Origin of the sequence: Candidatus Neptunochlamydia vexilliferae, from assembly GCF_015356785.1 — a bacterium.
GTDB classification, from domain to species: domain Bacteria; phylum Chlamydiota; class Chlamydiia; order Chlamydiales; family Simkaniaceae; genus Neptunichlamydia; species Neptunichlamydia vexilliferae.
Genome location: NZ_JAAEJV010000003.1, coordinates 36,669 through 55,017, shown reverse-complemented (window position 1 = coordinate 55,017; position 18,349 = coordinate 36,669). Strand labels below are relative to the sequence as shown.

The 18,349-nt window shown below is 42.8% G+C and carries 15 protein-coding genes; 3 read left to right on the top strand and 12 right to left on the bottom strand.

What is annotated here, in order from left to right:
* Positions 1 to 6 precede the first annotated feature (6 nt).
* From NEPTK9_RS01295 to NEPTK9_RS01245, 11 genes are all read right to left on the bottom strand, one after another.
* The gene (locus NEPTK9_RS01295; protein ID WP_194847020.1) at positions 7 to 1,050 is read right to left on the bottom strand and encodes a S49 family peptidase; all 1,044 of its coding nucleotides are present in this window, start codon (positions 1,048 to 1,050) and stop codon (positions 7 to 9) included.
* Between the two features lie 64 nt (positions 1,051 to 1,114).
* The gene (locus NEPTK9_RS01290) at positions 1,115 to 2,317 is read right to left on the bottom strand and encodes a dicarboxylate/amino acid:cation symporter (RefSeq protein ID WP_194847019.1); all 1,203 of its coding nucleotides are present in this window, start codon (positions 2,315 to 2,317) and stop codon (positions 1,115 to 1,117) included.
* The gene (locus tag NEPTK9_RS01285; protein WP_194847018.1) at positions 2,314 to 3,366 is read right to left on the bottom strand and encodes a PDDEXK nuclease domain-containing protein; all 1,053 of its coding nucleotides are present in this window, start codon (positions 3,364 to 3,366) and stop codon (positions 2,314 to 2,316) included. The genes NEPTK9_RS01290 and NEPTK9_RS01285 overlap by 4 nt, the downstream gene beginning before the upstream one ends.
* Before the next feature lie 242 nt (positions 3,367 to 3,608).
* A complete protein-coding gene (locus NEPTK9_RS01280) occupies positions 3,609 to 4,115 on the bottom strand; it encodes a CDP-alcohol phosphatidyltransferase family protein (RefSeq protein ID WP_194847017.1) in 507 nt (168 codons plus the stop codon).
* Positions 4,116 to 4,121: 6 nt separating this feature from the next.
* A complete protein-coding gene (locus tag NEPTK9_RS01275; protein ID WP_194847016.1) occupies positions 4,122 to 4,730 on the bottom strand; it encodes a DedA family protein in 609 nt (202 codons plus the stop codon).
* 53 nt (positions 4,731 to 4,783) lie between these two features.
* A complete protein-coding gene (locus tag NEPTK9_RS01270) occupies positions 4,784 to 6,361 on the bottom strand; it encodes an Npt1/Npt2 family nucleotide transporter (protein WP_194847015.1) in 1,578 nt (525 codons plus the stop codon).
* A gap of 314 nt (positions 6,362 to 6,675) precedes the next feature.
* Positions 6,676 to 7,845 carry a phosphoglycerate kinase gene (locus NEPTK9_RS01265; protein WP_194847014.1) on the bottom strand — a complete coding sequence of 390 codons (1,170 nt, stop codon included), beginning with the start codon at positions 7,843 to 7,845 and terminating at the stop codon, positions 6,676 to 6,678.
* Positions 7,842 to 8,591 (bottom strand): putative quorum-sensing-regulated virulence factor, encoded by a 750-nt coding sequence (locus tag NEPTK9_RS01260; protein ID WP_194847013.1) that lies wholly within the window; start codon positions 8,589 to 8,591, stop codon positions 7,842 to 7,844. Before NEPTK9_RS01260 ends, NEPTK9_RS01265 begins: the two co-directional genes overlap by 4 nt.
* A 16-nt stretch (positions 8,592 to 8,607) precedes the next feature.
* Positions 8,608 to 9,192, bottom strand: coding sequence for a ribosome biogenesis GTP-binding protein YihA/YsxC (yihA, locus tag NEPTK9_RS01255; protein WP_194847012.1), 585 nt, complete (start codon positions 9,190 to 9,192; stop codon positions 8,608 to 8,610).
* Positions 9,173 to 9,592 carry a tRNA (adenosine(37)-N6)-threonylcarbamoyltransferase complex ATPase subunit type 1 TsaE gene (gene tsaE / locus NEPTK9_RS01250; protein ID WP_228546952.1) on the bottom strand — a complete coding sequence of 140 codons (420 nt, stop codon included), beginning with the start codon at positions 9,590 to 9,592 and terminating at the stop codon, positions 9,173 to 9,175. Before tsaE ends, yihA begins: the two co-directional genes overlap by 20 nt.
* The gene (locus tag NEPTK9_RS01245) at positions 9,576 to 10,301 is read right to left on the bottom strand and encodes a DUF2709 domain-containing protein (protein WP_194847011.1); all 726 of its coding nucleotides are present in this window, start codon (positions 10,299 to 10,301) and stop codon (positions 9,576 to 9,578) included. Before NEPTK9_RS01245 ends, tsaE begins: the two co-directional genes overlap by 17 nt.
* Positions 10,302 to 10,514: 213 nt before the next feature.
* Here NEPTK9_RS01245 and NEPTK9_RS01240 point away from each other — a divergent pair, with 213 nt between their 5' ends.
* From NEPTK9_RS01240 to NEPTK9_RS01230, 3 genes are all read left to right on the top strand, one after another.
* Positions 10,515 to 13,898, top strand: a complete 3,384-nt coding sequence (locus tag NEPTK9_RS01240; RefSeq protein ID WP_194847010.1) for a tetratricopeptide repeat protein — start codon at positions 10,515 to 10,517, stop codon at positions 13,896 to 13,898.
* A 184-nt stretch (positions 13,899 to 14,082) separates the two neighbouring features.
* Positions 14,083 to 15,819, top strand: a complete 1,737-nt coding sequence (argS, locus tag NEPTK9_RS01235; RefSeq protein WP_194847052.1) for an arginine--tRNA ligase — start codon at positions 14,083 to 14,085, stop codon at positions 15,817 to 15,819.
* Positions 15,820 to 15,975: 156 nt separating this feature from the next.
* Positions 15,976 to 17,397, top strand: a complete 1,422-nt coding sequence (locus NEPTK9_RS01230) for an AAA family ATPase (RefSeq protein ID WP_194847009.1) — start codon at positions 15,976 to 15,978, stop codon at positions 17,395 to 17,397.
* Here the strand turns inward: NEPTK9_RS01230 and NEPTK9_RS01225 are convergent.
* A complete protein-coding gene (locus NEPTK9_RS01225) occupies positions 17,392 to 18,345 on the bottom strand; it encodes a KamA family radical SAM protein (protein ID WP_194847008.1) in 954 nt (317 codons plus the stop codon). The genes NEPTK9_RS01230 and NEPTK9_RS01225 overlap by 6 nt on opposite strands.
* Between the last annotated feature and the right edge of the window lie 4 nt (positions 18,346 to 18,349).

The window sequence follows — 18,349 nt, the reverse complement described above, 5'->3', positions numbered from 1 at the left end:
AGCATTTTATTGAAGGGCGGGGGAGTAGAGGTAGAGGGGGCGATTGAGAAGCTCAGAGGGTATATCAGCAGGCAATTGTATCTCGTGTTTGACCTTCCCAGAAAAGATCGGGGATTTTCCTTCAATGAGACCTGATAATACAGGATGAATCACTTTAAGTTCAACAACCTGATACTCACCGGAGATCTCTCCCTCTTTGACGAGGGCTGAAAGGGCGCTATTATAGGAGCTATTGGCATCGTCGATATAGCCATACTCCTGGGCTTTGACCGGATCGTAGACCTGGGCGCCATATTCGTTGATCAATTTGTTTTTATCGAGGCGGGGACGGGCATTTGCAACGAGGTTTACAAAGACATTGTAGTCGTAGGCAACGATGTTAACGAGAGACTGATCCTCGCCTGGCTTCCACTCTCTGTAGGGACTAAGCATATCTTTGTCGATCCCTTTCGTAATGGTCCGCTGTTTTACCCCATATTTTTCCATAAGGGTAGCAAAATTAAAGTTAGGCCCCATGAGAACTCCGACCGATCCAACGACCCCTAAAGGGCCGGAAAGAATTTTATCGGCGCTACAAGCAATCATCATTCCTCCCGAGGCGCATAGTCCATCGACATAGGCATAGACCGGTACTTGGTGCTTTGTTTTGTACTCAACAAGTTTTGTATAGATGTTGTGGGCATCAATAGCTGTTCCTCCGGGAGAGTTAATGTGCAGGAGGACAGCTTTTACCCTTCCCTTTAGCGCTCCTTCTTGAGAATCGAGGAGTTGGGACATGATTGTCTTTGAATTGAGGTCGCGACTTCCAATAACTCCATGGATGTTGATCTTGAGAATAACGGGGGCAGAGTGGGGAAGGAGCTCCCTGTTTCCATTGGCATCGGCAGCAATCACCATTTGCGTTTTGTCGGATACAAGGCTGGGTTTTGCAAGGCTCCCAATGACAATCCCAAGGATCACCAGACCAATAATAACACCGATCATTCCTGCAAACGTATTGCAAAGCGCTCTGACCGCTGAGACAAAAATCGATTCACGTCGTACTTCCATAAAACTGCCCTTAAATGTAATTTGAACTTATCTACAGATGCTAACAGATTGCATACATTACGTTCTACCCCACAACTTGTTTTGTTGTCACGCGAACCTCCTGATCGACAACAGCGGTGATGCAACTGTCTGACCAAACGTTCAGGGCTGTTTCAACCATGTCGAAAAGAGCATAAAGGGGGAAAATCATTCCCATCATCTCCAGCGGAACTCTCATGCCAACAAGAAAAGCAGAAGTCAGGAAAAAGCACCCCATCGGCACCCCTGCGTTCCCAATCGCTGCAAAGCTAGAAAGGAAAATCCAAGGGACCATTTGCCAGATAGTCAAGGAGATCCCTTGACTCGAACAGACGAAAAAGAGGGTGATCAAAATAAAGGCAGCGCACCCATTCATATTGATGATGGAGCAGAGGGGAAGGCTAAAGCGGGCTGTTTTATCAGAAACCCCGAGTCGATTTTTAGCGCATTCGAGTGTGAGAGGGAGGGTAGCGTTCGAAGACTTTGAAAAGAAGGCCATGCTTAAGGCGGGGAGCATGGCCCGCGCCGTTTTAAGAGGGGGATGTCCTTTAAGTTTCAAGAGAAGGGGGAGGACGATAAGCCCCTGAATCAAGTTGGCACCCACAACGCAAAGGCCATAAAGTAAAAGTTGCTCTAGTTTTTCGCTATGTTCACGGATACTTTCAACGAACTGGATAGTGAAGGCGAAAATTCCGAGGGGCATGAGGGAAATAAGCGCTGATGTGATTTTAAGAAGGGCTTCAAAAAGAGCTCCAAAAAAATTGCTGAGTAGGGCGTTTTTCTCTTTGGGAAGTTTTAGAATCGCAATGCCTAGGACCGCTCCAATAAAGGCCATTCCAAGGACATTATTTTCTAAAAAAGGAGCAATCGGATTTTCCGGGATGATCTTGGTTAAAAAGGAGAGATAATTTCCTTCCATGGGAAGGGGAGCTTCACCACCACTCCCGACCGGTTTTACAGCTAAAAAGATCGCCAGTCCCACAGTGGCGGCGATCAGTGTTGTTAAAACGGTATATTTTAAGATCCTTCGGAGGAGGTAGCGTGCTTCGGCAAGGGTGGTCATCCGCGTTAAGGTAGAGACGATCGCTAAAAATATCATCGGCAAGCTGATCAATTTAAGCATATTAACAAAAAGCTTGCTAATCAACGTTGCAAACGCGGTCACCGGAGGAAAGTCAAGGAAGCCACCAGCGATCCCTAAAACAAGAGCAAGGAGCATCCCTATATTAAAAGAGGAATCTTTATTCATGATTGGACGCTACATTTTTTATCTTCAAGCTCGGCTTCAAGCTCTTCAATAGTTGGTAAATTTCTTTTAAGTTCTGTTTCAATTTCTTCGATAAGACCCACTTCATAGTGAGCTACCCCGATTGGTTTATTAAAATCTCTCAAAGCATATTCAACGGTAATATTTTTTTTCGTTTGGCAAAAAATCATTCCAATCGAAGGCCTATCTTCAGGATGTCTAAGCTGATCGTCAACAGCTGATAGATAAAAATTGGTTTGACTAACGTCTCTTGGGTTAAATTCTCTTGCTTTGATTTCTATGACAATATAACGACGTAACTTAAGGTGGTAGAATAGTAAATCTAAAATATGTTCAGATTCCTCTATATTCAATTTAACTTGACGCCCAACGAAAGCAAACCCCTGACCAAGCTCAACTAAAAGTTTTTGAATATGGTCAATTAACCCCTGCTCCAATTCTTTTTCTCTATAGTCTTTCGATAAAGCAACAAAGTCAAAATTATAAGGGTCTTTCATAACCTGAATAGCTAGATCTGATTGGCTTTTGGGTAGGGTTTTTTTGAAATTCGTAATAGCTTTTCCCTGTCGTTTATGTAAGTTAGAGTCAATCCATTTGGATAACATGCTCCGACTCCACCCATTTTTTAGGGATTGCTCTGCATACCATTTTTTATCATTTTGGTTTTCAATCTTTTGCATGATCATAATATTATGACCCCAGGGAATTAGGGAAACAGCTGTTTCCCTAATTCCCTCTGGATAGCTTTCTGCAAATTGACGCATAAATTTCAGGTTTCGATGAGAAAAACCGGAGGCATCTGGAAAAGATTTTTTTAAATCTCGTGCGATCTTTTCAATTGTTTTTGATCCCCAAAATTCCAAAGATATTTTCTCGGATAACATCTGCCCAATCTTCCAGTATAGATCTGTAAGCTCCTCTGTGATAGACAGAGCTGCTCGAAGTTGAGCATCCTGAATATTTTTTTTAAGGTGTCCCAAAAACTGAGCATAACTCGCTGGATTAACAGTTTCGATATTTTTTACATTCATTTGGCTTGTTTTTCATGAAGTAGTTTTTCAAATAAATTTTGATGCTCTTTGTGACATATAATATCCTGAAAAGGGTAGCACGGGGCCACATTTAGGGTGATAAGTTTCGATTGCTTCTTTAAAGACAGGGATTGCTCAACTTTTTCATGGTTCAAGGGGGATTTTTTCTCTCTCATGCCTTGCTGGCCTCCGTGTAAAATAGGTGTCTTACGTCTGGGAAAAAAGGGTACCACAAAGAGAGATTAATTAGAAGCAGCACGCTTTTTAAACTGGAGGAGCTCAACGAATGCAAGACATCCGAAGAGGATGAAGAGGTAGTAGAGCTGAGGAGGGAAAGAAATTTTTAAAACGATCCCAATGAGGACGATAAACTGGGCTGCCGTTGTCACTTTTCCCCAGCGAATTGCCTTGACCTCGAGGCTTCTCCAGGTTCCTGTCACCCCCAGGTAGGAGAGGAAAAGGAAGAGGAAGAAGTCACGCGAGAGCATCATTGCTGCTTGCCATGGAAGGATTTGGCTCTCAAAAAGGAGAACGGCTAGGATGACATAAACAAAAAATTTGTCCATGACAGGGTCAAGAACAGCGCCAAAGCGGGAGGTAAAGTGGTAGCGACGGGCCAGGTACCCATCGACGCAGTCGGAGATCATTGCTAAAATGAGGGCAAGGACACGCAGCGAGGTGCTCTCGACAATAAAGAGGAGGGCCAGTGGTGCCCTCAAGAAGGAAATCGTATTTGGAGGATTTAACATCGCTACTTAAAGTCTCTTATGGGATTGTCGTTTCTGTTTCTTATACCAGACAAAGGCAATTACCGTCACACCGAAAGCTAAAAATATAAAAAGATTTACCATTTTTACCTTTGCAAGGAGCAGTTCATAGTTTTGCCCCAGCAAGTAAAAGCCAAAAAAGCAGACGCTTGCCCAGATCGTGCAGGCTAAGGCGTCCCGTCTAATGAAATTCTTAAAGTTTGCTTGACTTATCCCTGTTGTCATAAAGATGCAATTGCGAATCCCAAAGGGGATAAATCGTCCAATCATGAGGGTAAGAAGGCCATATTTTTCGTAAAATGTCCCCATTTTTTCTAGCCGGTGCTCGGGAAGAAGTTTGGCAAAGTAAGGGAACTTTAAAAGCTTCCGCCCCACCTTTCGGCCCATCCAGTAGCAAATCCATGCAGAAAAGTAGGTGCCAACAAGGACACTGATAAAGAGGGGGATCGTATGTTCTGGAATCGTTGTTGCAGCAAGGAATGCGGTGACAACCATGATCACATCAATACTAATCGGGATATTGAACCCCGCTAGCAAGATGAGAAAAAATGAAATCCACGGCGCGTAGGCGCTGTTTTCAACAATAAAATTAATCATTTGTTGCATGAGTTAATTATCGCATATAAGCAGTATTAATACCATTCAAGAAATTAGGTGGCAGAGGTTCGTTGTGTGGTCGGTTCTTTCGCTGAGGCAGCGGCTGCTTCTTCAATGTCAAGCTTCTCATCTTGAGCGGTGAGGCGGTTGAACTGCCTTCCAAGCGATTTGGTGGCGACGATCCACCCAAAGACGACAAGAAGGAGGAAAACACCCACAAAAGGGGTGCTTAAAGAGACACTTCCAAAGACCATGAGAAGCCCTCCATGGATGATCGATCCTCCCGTTTTTCCGAGTCTGGAGCCCACCCCATCGATTGCAGCTTTCCCTTTAAGTTTCGACTCCGAGCTCAGAGGGATGAAAGCGATTTCTTTTGTGGCGTCGAAAAGGGTGTATTTACACCCTCGAGAGAAGACATTTTGGACCGTTCCAAAAAGAACGCCCAAGGCAAGAGGGGTAAAGCCCATCGCAGCGCTCCATGAAATCAGGCTGGGGTGATCACTTAAAAGGAGGAATCCAAAGAAGAAGACTCCGGTAACGAGAAGGGCAATGGGAGTGATGAGTGCGCTAAAAGTCCACCCCATTCGGCGGATCATGTTGCCACTGATAAAAATGGCGATGAAAGTAGAGAGAAAACCGATCGCTTTTAAGACCTTTCCCATGTAAGCGTTAAAGTCATTGGGGTTAGGGTAGGCAACGCGAATCTGATCTTTCCAGATAATTTCAACCATGTTGATCGCGAGGTTAAAGCCAATGACAAGGACTGCAATGCAAAGAAGGTATTTTGATTTAGTAAGGTACGCGAAATTTTTCCGCATCCCCATTTTCACTTTTTTGCGGGCGGCATGGTGTTTTACCTGCTCCTCTTTCATTGTAGGATCTTTCTGGAGAACTGAAGTGTGGTACCAGCGGAAAAGGGCCATTGCAATAAGGCCGGTAAAGACAACAATGGTGGTGACAAGTCCCAAACTTTGTCCCCAGGCATCGGAGCCAAAAATAAAGGAGAGGTCGAATAGCTGTCCCGAGACGAGGATTGCAATTTGCCCGGCAAAAATGGCTGAGATATTGGCTCCTACCCCTAAAATTCCGTAGAAGCGCTTGGCATCTTTGACCGTCATGATTTCATTAGCAAAGGCCCAGAAAAGGACTGACATAATTGCTGTTCCCCAAAGTTCTGACACGACATAAAAGAGGGTGAAAGACCAGTTGCGGACCATCGCAATGAGTCCTCCAAACCCTTGGGGGCAGATCGATTGGAGCCCGTCACAAAAGGCATGAGGGTGGATTACATCGTGCAAAGGATAGAGAACCACTGCAAAGAAAATGAAGAAGGAGAGGAAGCTCCCGATCATTATATAGAAAACTTTTTCTTGAGAAAAGCGGTTAAAAAGGCGGGTAAAGAGATAGGTGACTACAAGAGCCATCGGCAAAATCACCCAGATTTTGATGAAGGGAACAACTGCGGCTCCTGCTTCATTGGCGGTGATAACAAGGGCATCTTTAGCAGCCTTTAAGAGACTATAGTTGAAACAAATTAGGGCGTAGAGAATAAGAAGGGGGACAAATTTTTTGACTTCCCGACGATGAATCGGCCACAAGAAAGCGCGCCAGCGACTAAATTCGGTCGTCATAACGCTCCTTATTGGTGAAGGGAGTGCCTGTTCTCACGGACACCACCTCAAGAGTTTTTTTAACATCATTTTCCTATGTAAAAAGGTCTCTTTAACCCCGCAGGGTATTAGGGAGCTGGGCAAAAATAACTTATACATTTCTGCAACCATAACATCTTCATCTGCTTTGTTGCAACTCCTTGAAAGCTAATAAGCTTCCTGCGGATTTGCGCCGCGCAGCTAAAGCGCTATGGCACCAGAAATGCATGAGTTATTTTTGCCCAGCTCCTAGGCCCACTATTATACCGATATGCACATATTTGACAATGCTATTTCTAGCTCAAGGCATCAATTCCTACCAAGTGACCATATTCGATGAATTCGAGGGTCGCCCCTCCCCCTGTGGAGAGGTGGGCAAACCCTTTTTCTAGCCCGAGGAGGTTAATCGCTGCAATAGAGTCTCCTCCGCCCACAATGACGGTTCCTTTTGTCATAGATAAATTTTGAGCCAGCCGATGGGTCCCATGGGAAAAAGGTTTTTCCTCAAAAACCCCCATCGGTCCATTCCAAAAAATTGTTACACCTTTTTCAAGCTTAGCGCTCCAATTTTCGACCGTTTTAGGGCCGATATCCATCCCCTTCCATCCTTGAGGAATGGTGCGATTGATTTGAACCGATTTTCCATTAGTTATGACAAAGTCTTCGGGAAGGTAGACCTCTATTCCTTTTTTTCTGCACATTTCAAGGAGCTGTTTTCCCTCTTCAAGTTTTTCATCATCACAAATCGAATCTCCAATCGAAATTCCCTCTCCCTTTAAGAAGGTAAAGGCCATTCCACCTCCAATAAAGAGGGCGTCGATCTTTTTAAGAAGGGCTTTTAAGACTCCCAATTTGGTTCCGATTTTTGCTCCTCCGATAATCGCATAGAAAGGGCGTTTGGGCTCTAAGACAATACGGGAAAGGAAGGAAAGTTCACTTTCTACAAGAAGACCCATTGCACTTTTTTCGGGGAAAAACTGTGTGATCGCAAAGGTGGAGCTATGTTTTCGGTGGGCAGAGCCAAAGGCATCATTCACATAAACATCGCCAAGCTCCGAGAGCTCTTTTGCAAACGCTGGCTCCTTTTCAGGATATTGTTCTCCCTTATGGAAGCGTAAGTTTTCGAGTAAGAGAACTTCGCCTGCACCGAGCTGAGAGGCGATGTGCTTCACCTCCTCTCCGACGCAGTCGGGAGCAAGTTCTACCCCTCTTTCTAACAGTTCGCTGAGTCTATCAGCACACGGTTTTAATGACAGCTCTGGGTTGATCTTCCCATCGGGGCGGCCAAAGTGGCTCATCAAAATCACCGTGGCTTCTTGATCTAAGGCATACTGAATCGAAGGAATGGCTAGGCGGATCCGCGTATCATCGGTAATATTTCCGTGAGGGTCGATCGGGACATTGAAGTCGACCCGCATGAGCACTTTTTTCCCCTTCAAGTCGAGATCTTTGATAGATAGGGTCATAAATTTGAAAAGGGGTTAGAGGCTTGTGAAAAAAGATTTCCCTGTTTCCGTTTTTTTAGTTCGGAGCGCAAAGAAAACAAGAGATCTTGATCAAAGTCTTGGTGGGCTGCCCAACGTAAATATTCAATGGGGATTTCTCCAAAGGGGCGTCCTTTATGTTTTCCCAAGGGCATTGCTTTGAGTTGTACCGGTTTTTCGAGCCGTTTTATCAGCTCTTCGGTTGTTTTAAATTTCCGACTTAGGTGTTTGAAAACTTCGATGTTGACGGTGACATCGCCCATTGCACGGTGAGCCCCTTCTGCTGCGATATTAAAATGCTTGCGCAAGCTTTGAAGAGAGTTGGTTGGGCTTTCTCCATACAGGCGAGCCATTCGCAGGGTATCTAAAAAGCGGGCCTTTAAAAGTTTTGAGCCATGGCCCGACCGTTTCGCTTCGGCATCGAGGAGGGCAAGGTCAAAGGGAATTGCATGTCCGACAACAATATGGTCTCCAATAAAATCGAGGTATTTCCCAATGACCTCTTTGATCGGCGGTTTGTCTTTTACCATGTCGTCGGTAATGTGGTGGATTTCAATTGTCGTCTGGGGAATGGAAATGCTAGGGTTGATAAGATCCTCAATCGTCTCAACGACCCCATCAAAAGTAAAGCGGGCGGCAGCAATCTCCACGATCCGATCTTTTTCAGGGTCCAGCCCTGTGGCTTCACAGTCGAAGCAGACAAAGGTGTCTTTATGAATTAGTCCCATTGAACCTATCCTTAACTTATAATGCTCTATTGATCTCGTGGATGAGCATTTCTCTGCACTTCCCTTCTTTTATAGAGTACAATAGGGGAGGGAATCGGCTCAAGGATTTCTCACCTTCAAGTCTTTTTAAGGCTTGCCCTTTTTCTTTTTGGTTGAGCTTATCCCCTTTGGTTGCAATCAGAAGAAGGGGTGTTTGGTGGTAGTCGGCCCACTCTAAAAATTGTCGATCCTCAAGGGTCAGTTCCCGCCGTGAGTCGACCAAAAAAAGGATCAGCTTAAGGGAACGCTCTTTCAAATACTTTTCAATCCAGAGCCCCCACTCCTCTTGAAGCGACTTGGAGGTTTTTGCATAGCCATATCCAGGAAGGTCGACTAAAAGAAGAGCGTCGTCGATCACAAAGTAGTTAATCCGCTGCGTTTTTCCAGGAGTGGACGAAACTTTAGCGACCATTTTTGAGCGAAGTAAATGGTTGATCAATGACGACTTTCCCACATTGGACCGTCCCACAATGGCAATTTCAGGAAGGCCGCCATCAGGGAGTTCATCAGACTTCAGGGCAGAGGTTAAAAACTCTGCTTTTTTAAAGGGGATTTTTTTCACAGATAATTTCTCTCTTTCCCTCTCCGAGGTAGCTAATATGAATGGAGATCCGCTCCTTTGGCAAAATCCCTTTAACCTTTTCAGGCCACTCGAGTAAGCAAAGCCCCTCAAAGTAGTCGCCTAAACCCCGCTCTAGGAAAGCCTTTTCATCTTGAAGGCGGTAGCAATCGAAGTGATAAACGGTCTCTTTTCCTTCATAGATGTTTAAGTAAGTAAAGGTGGGGCTGGTCACTTCGTGAGGAGAGATCCCAACAACTTCGCTGACGATCCCTTTAATAAGGGTGGTTTTGCCCGCGCCCAAGTCGCCGCTCAAACAAAGAGTCGCATCCGCAGAAAGCTCTTGTCCGATCTCGCGGCCAATCTTTTCGGTCTCTTCAGCAGAGTTACTGATTCTCTTCAACCCAACGCTCAACATGGGTCTTAAACGCATCTTCTTTTGCCATCGCATCGACGAAAGCAGAAATTTTGGTGTCGTCGAGATGTTCTTGGATAAACTCCATGAAGTGATCTTCGATCTTGAACCGGTTTTGAGAGGGGACATCGACAAGTTCCATCTCTTTTAGCTGATTCTTTTTAAAGTCGTCGATGACCGCTTTCTTGCTGCCAAAGAGTTTTCCAGTGACTCCCGAAGAGAAGACGATTTTAGTGATGGGTTCTCGCCGCTTTTGAATATAATTTTTAATCACCTCAGGATCTTCAGAAACGAAAAAGCGCTTGACCTTCATCCCATCAACCCGCTCGGTATTTTCAGGACATTTGGAGACCCAATCATAGATCGCATCTTGAGGATTGGGGTGGGTATTGTCACCAAAGACTTTGCCGGTGAAGGGACAAATATAGATTTTTTTTGTCGCTTCGTTGACCGATTGGGTGCCGACTTGGATCTTGATCTCGGTTTCTCGCCAGAGCTTTCCTGCCTCTTCAAGGGTCTTTAAAAGTTCTGCTTTACTTTGGTAGATCGTTTTTTCGCGGATGAAAAGGACCGGTTCGATATGATACTTCTTCTCAAGGAAAAAGAAGTAAGTCGTTAATAGATCAGCCTTTCGGTGCTTCTTGAGGTAGTCAAGAAGGAGCTCTTTCAAACTTTTTGTAATGACGGAGTTAGCCATCTTTGGTTTTCCTTATTCTGGTTAAGTCCTCCAATCTTACCCCGGAGTGCTACCTAATGTCAAGTGAAGGGATTTTCGTCTAAGCGATCGAGTAAAAGAATCGGAGAGGCCCAATTCTTACTCGATCGCTTAAAAAATAAAAATATTTCTTGCGCTAAATCTATAGATATATTTAAACTTTTTTCTAGGCAGTCAAACAGTTAAGGTATTTATATGAGTTCATCATCTTCAAACAGTTCATCAAACCAACAGCAAGGTGTGCGTATGGCAGACTACCTGGGCCCGGTTTTAAAAGCTGTTAAATCGGGATCGGGAAATGAGCAACAGTTTCAACAAGCAATTAATAATTTTTCAATACCAAGCTCTCAGGATATTTGTGAAAAAATAGGTGATTTTATAAAAACAAACAAGATCAATGTTCCAAATCAAGGCTACTTTCATATCCATAAAATTTCAAGAGATAAAGAATTTCAAACTCTTATAGGGAAACTGACGGGCATTGAGGCTAATGAATTTAGCGGAATACAGTATCGGAAGTATTTGGGACACCTGAAGCATATGAAAGGAAGGCTTGTATCTGTTTATGAACTAAGACAGGAAAGTGAAGTAATTGAAAAGATTAGTCAGGTGGATCTATCAAGCGAGTCAATATCTAAAATCAGCATCTTTAGAGAAGAACATAAGGTAGAACGCTGGGATCCTGAAGTATTTTTATATTTAAGGATTCAATCTTTCGTTTTAAAATATTTAGAGGTTAGTTCGCAAGAATATACCTCGATTCATGGAAAAAAAAGGGTATTAAAAAATTTAATTATCAATCAAATTAATAGTGATTTAATTACATTTTTTCATGTCTATTTTTTGAAAATGATAAAAAATAAAAAATTGGCTGGTTGCTTAAATAAAAAATTAATAAACAAAGTTTTTAGTTCGAAACAAAATGACAGTTTTTTCGTTTTGCAAGCTGGATATAAAGGTCACTGCATATATGTAAAATGTAGCAAAAATGTAACAGATGATAAATGTCAAATCGCTATTTATAATACATACACATGTAAGGATCCAAGCGCTACAAAGACTTTTCTTAAAAGTCATGTCGAATCCGATACCAAAAGTTACTTTGGGTGGCATAGACGGTTTCCTTATGTGGTTTTGATGACAGAAGAAGCAGCGCTAAAATATTTGAATGAGCTTTGTAAGTGTGTGAAAGACGAAGAAAAACTTGCTATACCTAAAATTTACATTCAGAGTACTGAAGTCTTAAATAAGCAGCGTCTAGAGCAAGAAGGCTATATAGCTTATGATTTACAGACGGCTGCTAATTGTGTTGTTGCAAGTCATAATGCAGTTTTAGCTGACAATCTTAAATCAGCAAATATTACTGCATATTTAAATAAATTTGAGTCTATTTTAGCAAGCTTATTAATAGCCGGTCAAGATATTTATGCAATAGCGGACACAAAATATGATACAGACATTCAAAATGCGCACTCCCTTTACGCAGAGGCTCTTGAGAATGAAAAGCTTTTAAAAAATTTAAACGTTTCGAATCAGTTGCAATCAAACACATGGGCTCAAGCTTATAAAAAGTGGAGCAACGCTTATGAACAGTATAAAAAAGCAGCAAACCTAGGTCATACAGCTGCAAAAGCAAAACAGGGGTACTATCTTTTTTATGGTTTAGGCGTAGCACCCGACATTGATCTAGGAGTCAAATTGCTCCATGAAGCTGCTCAAGAAAACTGTCCTTTTGCTCAAGCGGCTCTTGGAAGAGCTTACCAAGACGGTATAGGGGTTAATGTAGATCGGAACAAGGCTGCTGAATACTTTCTAAGGGCTTCTATTGGAGGAGACTTGTGTGGGCGGTTTTTTCTAAAAGCTCTTTCAAATTTAATGCCTGGAATTGTAGGGCAATATCAATATTTGATCGATAATGTAGAGAGAGACTTAGACAATGCTATAAAAAGTGGCAATCTATATGCCAAGCATGCAAGACTAATAAAAGCTTTAAAATGTAACGAGAAGCAAGCTTTTGATATCCATAATAATGCAGTCTTCCCAGAAGGGGCCGCCTATCAGTTATTTTACACCTTCTATAGCGTGCTAAAAAGTGGGAAGCCTGTAAATAATGCGAGTAGTATTCTCTCTGAGTTGCAGAGTCTTGCAGACAAAGATTATTTGTATGCTCAACTTTTCTTTGCACAGCTTTGCATTCTTATGTTAGAATCTCCGATAAGAGTTGGTGTGAAATCAACTCCGCCTTTGGATGAAAGAGCTGAAAAATATTTAAAATTAGCTGCAGGTAAAGGCTTTGATAAGGCTCTCTATAGCTTAGGCGACCTTTACTTTAATCGTCTCACAGGCTCTGAGCGCGGTAAACGTCTGAAAAGCGGATTAAAATGCTTTGAAAAAGCAATGGACCATCAAATTCCCGCTGCTATGTACTGGGTGGGCTGGGCTCACTTAACAGGTCATAAAAAAGATAAAAATAGATGGTTTGAGCTGCTAAGGCGTGCAGCGGGACTAGGCCATGTGAAATCTATGCTGCAGCTTGCTTCCTATTACTACAGGCCTAGATCCCTTTGCATACCAGATACTGAGCAGGCATTTAAGTATGCGAACAGGGCTGGGGATTTGGGGAGCCCTATAGGATATTTAATGGCGGGTTATTGTTGTCTTAAGGCCTTACAAGAGAAAAAGAACCTTGGTCAAACAGACAAAATTAATGAGCTTCAAAAAGCAAGGCAGATGTTCCAAAAAGCTTCTACAATAGACTGTGAAATTCCTTCCCTCCAGTGGGATTCAAAGTTTATACTGGCATATACTTGCTATTACATGTATGAGATTGATCAAAACCAGTTTGGTACAAATCTGAACCTTATGAAACAACATCTTAAGGTTGCAGCAGAACATAATCATTACTATTCGAATAGAATGTTATCGAAATTAAGTTTTAAAAATGCTGGAGGCTCCAACCAGCAGCAAAATCAACAAGAATTTTACACTAAGGCTTTAGAAATTGAACTAGATTGTTTAGGTATACAACAAAAAATTAAAAATTATAAAAAACAAGGTGCACTATTTGTGGTAAAACAGCTTGAAAAGCAACTACATAGCATAAGGCCCCAAACACCTGAAGAGTTACAAAATTCTGGTGTTAGTAGTTTTACTGGTGGTTTTCAATTTCCTATTATAAATATTTGGAAAAAAATAGAAGGAAACCATGATCTAATCAGAAATAACCAGCAAAGTCGGTCTTGTTCTTTTTACACTCCCTTGATTATGAGTCTTTTGCAAAAAACCATTAATCATAACAAAAAATTAAATGATAATAAATTGAACAGACTTTATAAGTGTTTTAAGGGACTTTATCAAGAGGGTAGTTTTGCTTATAACCATTTGGTAAGCTGTTGTGCGTCTAAAAAAACCTCACAACAACAAACTAGTATTATTAAGAACGATAGTAATGAAAATACAATTAATGAATTTTTCAAAGACCAAAATGCAGTAGAAAATTTTTTCAAACAGCAAACCTCAGATAGTTCAAGCAGCAGTAGCTCCTCATCTTCCTCTAGCTCTATTAGCTTTTCAAATTAGCGATAGATTATTAATCTGCTTTTTGTAGGTCAGGTAGTATATTTAGAGGTATTAAGGGGAGGATGCTGCTGTCCAGATAAGTGTGTGTGTTTTTGCATATTAAGCAAAACTGCATGTGTTTATGGGAAATTTTGAAACCTCTCCCCTTGACAATTTCGGTGAATACCCCCATCATCACCTCCTTATGGAGAACTTATCAGAGCAGCTGCAAGAGCAGGCAACAAAAATATTAAAAGAGCTTTTTCCTACTGTAGAGCCAGGAGCTGACATCACCCAAAGCACCAACCCCCGTTTTGGCCACTATCAGTGTAATTCGGCAATGAAGCTTGCCAAACAGCTGAAGGAAAACCCCCGCAAAGTGGCTGAGCAGATCAAAGAGAAGTGGGAATTGGGGAAAATGATTGAAAAGCTTGAGATCGCAGGGCCTGGCTTTATCAACATCACCCTCAAAGAAGATTTTCTCTCTAAGGAACTGACCGCGGTTGCTGCCGATCCCCGTCTCGGTGTTCCCCCTCTCAAAGAAAAGAAAAAAGTGATCGTAGAGTTTTCTTCTCCCAATGTCGCCAAAGAGCTTCATGTGGGGCATCTTCGCTCGACCATCATTGGAGAAAGTCTTGCTCGCCTCTTCGAATTTTTAGGACATGATGTTCTCCGCCTTAACCACATTGGCGATTGGGGAACCCAGTTTGGGATGCTCATTACCTACCTGAAAGAAAAAGAGCCTGAGATCCTTGCCGGTGAAAAAGAGACCGACCTCTCCTCACTTATGCACTGGTATAAGGAGTCGAAAAAGATCTTCGATGCCGATCCCGACTTTAAGAAGCGGGCCCAACTCCAGGTGGTGAGCCTCCAAGGAGGGGAAAAAGAGGCGCTGGCAGCCTGGGAAAAAATCCGAGAGATTTCTCGCAAAGGGTTTCAAGAGATTTACGACTTTTTAGATGTTTCCCTTGAAGAAAGGGGAGAGTCCTTTTATAACCCGATGCTTGCCCAAGTGGTTCAAGACTATGAAGCAAAAGGGGTTCTTGAAGAATCGGATGGGGCCAAATGCGTTTTTCTAGAAGGATTTAAAGCCAAGGATGGAAGCCCCCTCCCCCTCATTTTGCAAAAATCGGATGGGGGTTACAACTATGCAACAACCGATTCAGCAGCGCTCCGCCAACGGGTCCAAGAGGAAAAAGCCGATCGGATCATCTATGTTGTCGATGCGGGGCAGCAGCTCCATTTTCAGATGGTCTTTGGAGCGGCCACTAAAGCGGGCTACTACGACCCTGAAAAGACAGAGGTGGAACATGTTCCTTTTGGGGTGGTCCTAGGCGCCGATGGAAAAAAGTTCAAGACCCGCTCCGGAGAAACCGAAAAGCTCATCGACCTTCTTCAAGAAGCGGTTCGTCGTGCCCGCCTTCTCCTCGAAGAAAGGCGGGAAGAAGCGACCGAAAAAGAGCTTGATGAGTCGGCAAAAATTCTTGGTGTTGATGCGGTTAAATATGCCGATCTTTCATGCCATCGGGTGAAAGATTATCTCTTTAGCTACGACCGGATGCTGAAGTTTGATGGAAATACCGCCGCCTACCTTCTCTACTCTTATGTCCGGATTCAAGGGATTAAGCGGAAGTGTAACAAAGATATTAACGCCCTATTTGCAACCACTCCGATTGTCCTCACCCACCCGACAGAGATTGCGCTCGGGCTCCATGCCCGCCAATTTGGAGAGACCCTTTCCCACATGGATCGGGAGCTTTTACCCAACCGTCTTTCCGACTACCTCTACGAGCTAGCCGAAAAGTTCCATGCCTTCTTCCGCGATTGCCGCGTCGAGGGCACCCCCGAAGAAAGTAGCCGTCTTGTCCTTTGCGAACTGACCGCTCGGATCCTCGCCCAAGGGCTTCAGATCCTCGGCCTCAAGACTTTAGATCGTATGTAAAGTATCACTAAATCAATAAATATCGATCTAGTGATAGATTTTTTCTGAAAAAAAGTATCATTAAATCAATGATTGTTGATTTAGTGATGCAAAAAAAGGGCAAAAAAAGTATCATTAAATCAACAATCATTGATTTAGTGATGCATAGGAACTGACATGTTTATAGGTAGAGAAGAAGAGCTTAAGTTACTTAAAAGACAGGCTGCAGGTCGATCAGCAAGATTTATAGCAATTAAGGGAAGGAGACGTATTGGAAAAAGCTACCTTATAGAAGAATTTTCAAACAGTTTTTCAAAAAAATATTTGTTTACAGGCATTCCCCCAACTCCTGGGGTAACAAGTCAGTCTCAAAGAGAGGAGTTTATTCAACAGATGGTTGGTCAGGGGCTTCCAAATATTAAAGGTAATGATTGGAGTGAAATTTTTTCAACCCTTTCTAAGGAGGTGCAAAAAGGGAAGGTTCTGATTGCTTTGGATGAAATTTCTTGGATGGGATCAAAAGATCCTGTTTTTCTCGGAAAACTTAAAATTGCTTGGGATCGATTCTTTGAAAAAAACCCAAAGTTAATCTTAATCGTAGCTAGTTCAATTTCCGGTTGGATTGATAAGAATATTCTAAACAATACAGGTTTTTTTGGACGAGTTGATTTAACGCTTAACTTAAGAGAGCTTTCAATATCAGAGTGTTCAAAATTTTGGGGAAAGAGGGAAAAATCTATTTCTCCGTTTGAAAAGCTTAAAGTTTTAAATGTAACAGGGGGTGTTCCGAAATATCTTGATGCGATTGATCCAAAGTTAACAGCAGAAGAAAATATCAAAAGGCTTTGTTTTACAGAATCAGGACTGCTTTTTAATGAATTTAACCGGATTTTTCATGAACTTTTTTCTAGGAGAAGTGAGGTTTATAAAGACATTGTAGAAGCTTTGTCTAGCAACCACTCGCTTTATCAAGAAGAAATCTGTAGCAAAATAGGAAGGGAGAATGGAAGGGTTATTTCGGAGTATCTTAAGGACTTAACAGAAGCAGGTTTTTTATCTGCTGACTTTACTTGGGATATTAAGACATTTAAAATAAGTAAACTAAGAAAATATCGGTTGAGTGATAACTATCTGCGCTTCTATCTCAAATATATTGTTCCAAATAAGCAACAGGTTTTTAGGGGAAAGTTTAAAAGTAGCTCACTTTATACTTCTACTCAGTGGGAATCGATCATGGGTTTCCAATTCGAAAATCTTGTCATTCATAATAGTCATGAGCTTTTAGAGAAGTTAAATATCTGCTCCTCTGATTATGTATTTGATGGTCCTTTTTTTCAGACACGAACCAAAGCTAGAAAAGGGTGTCAAATAGACTACTTGATTCAATGCAAAGATACCCTTTACCCTTGTGAAATCAAGTTTTCAAAAAATCCTGTTGGGATGGAAGTTGTTGAAGAAACCAAGAAAAAATTAAGTACCCTTTCTATTCCTAGACTATTTTCTCTCCGACCTGTCCTAATCCATATTGGAGGATGTACTCAACAAGTTATAGAAGAAGACTATTTCGACCATATTATCGACTGGACAGAGCTTTTATAGGGGAGTTTTGTGGGGCTCGTGCGCTACTTCTTGCACATAGGTGGGAACGGCATACCCAGGAAGCTCTTTCCTTAAGGCGGCGATGAGCTCTTTTCCTTTTTCTATGGGAACTTCAAAATGGTGGGCCTGCTTGACCCGGTCCAATTGGTGCAAGTAGTAGGGGAGAATTCCGTGTGCCGCTAGCTTTAAGAAAAGCTCCTTAAGGGCTATGACATCGTCATTCACTCCATGGAGTAAAACGGTTTGACTTAGAAGGGGGGCTCCCAAGTTTTTCAGTGCGGCAAAGACCTCCCCATCAAGTTCATTGGTGTGGTTGGTATGCAACACAAAAATCGGCTGGAGGCGGGTCTCTTTTAGTAAACTCACAAGCTCTTCTGTGATCCGCTCGGGGATCCCAATGGGAAAGCGGGTATGAAACCGGAGAAGTTTGAGGTGGGGAATTGTTTCTAGCGCCCTGATGAGCTCCCCAAGTTTTTCGTCGGAAAGGGAAAGGGGATCGCCCCCGCTCAGGATCACTTCGTGGATCGAGGGGTCACTCTGTAACATCTCGAGCTCTTTTTCAAAGGTTTTGGGTCCCCCTTCGTAAGGGTAGTTTTGTCGGAAGCAAAAGCGGCAATTCATGACGCAGGCGCTGGTGGTGATGAGAAGGGCCCGCCCTCCATATTTTTGGAGGAGGTGGGGCGTTTTTTGAAAGGAGGCGTCGCAAACGGGATCGGATGAAAAGCCAGCAGTTTCCTTTGTTTCTTCGACGATTGGAAGAAACTGGCGGAGGATCGGGTCGCTTAGGCTATTTTTTGTCACTTTTTCGGCGAGTCTTTTGGGGAAATTCAGCGGGAAGGGGGGAGCCTTTAAAAGTGTTTCTCTTTTTTCAGGGGCAAGCTCGAGAAAGTCGGCAAGCTTGTCGATTTGGGTAAAGTTTTCCCTTTGCAGGGCGCGCCAATTGGACATGAGA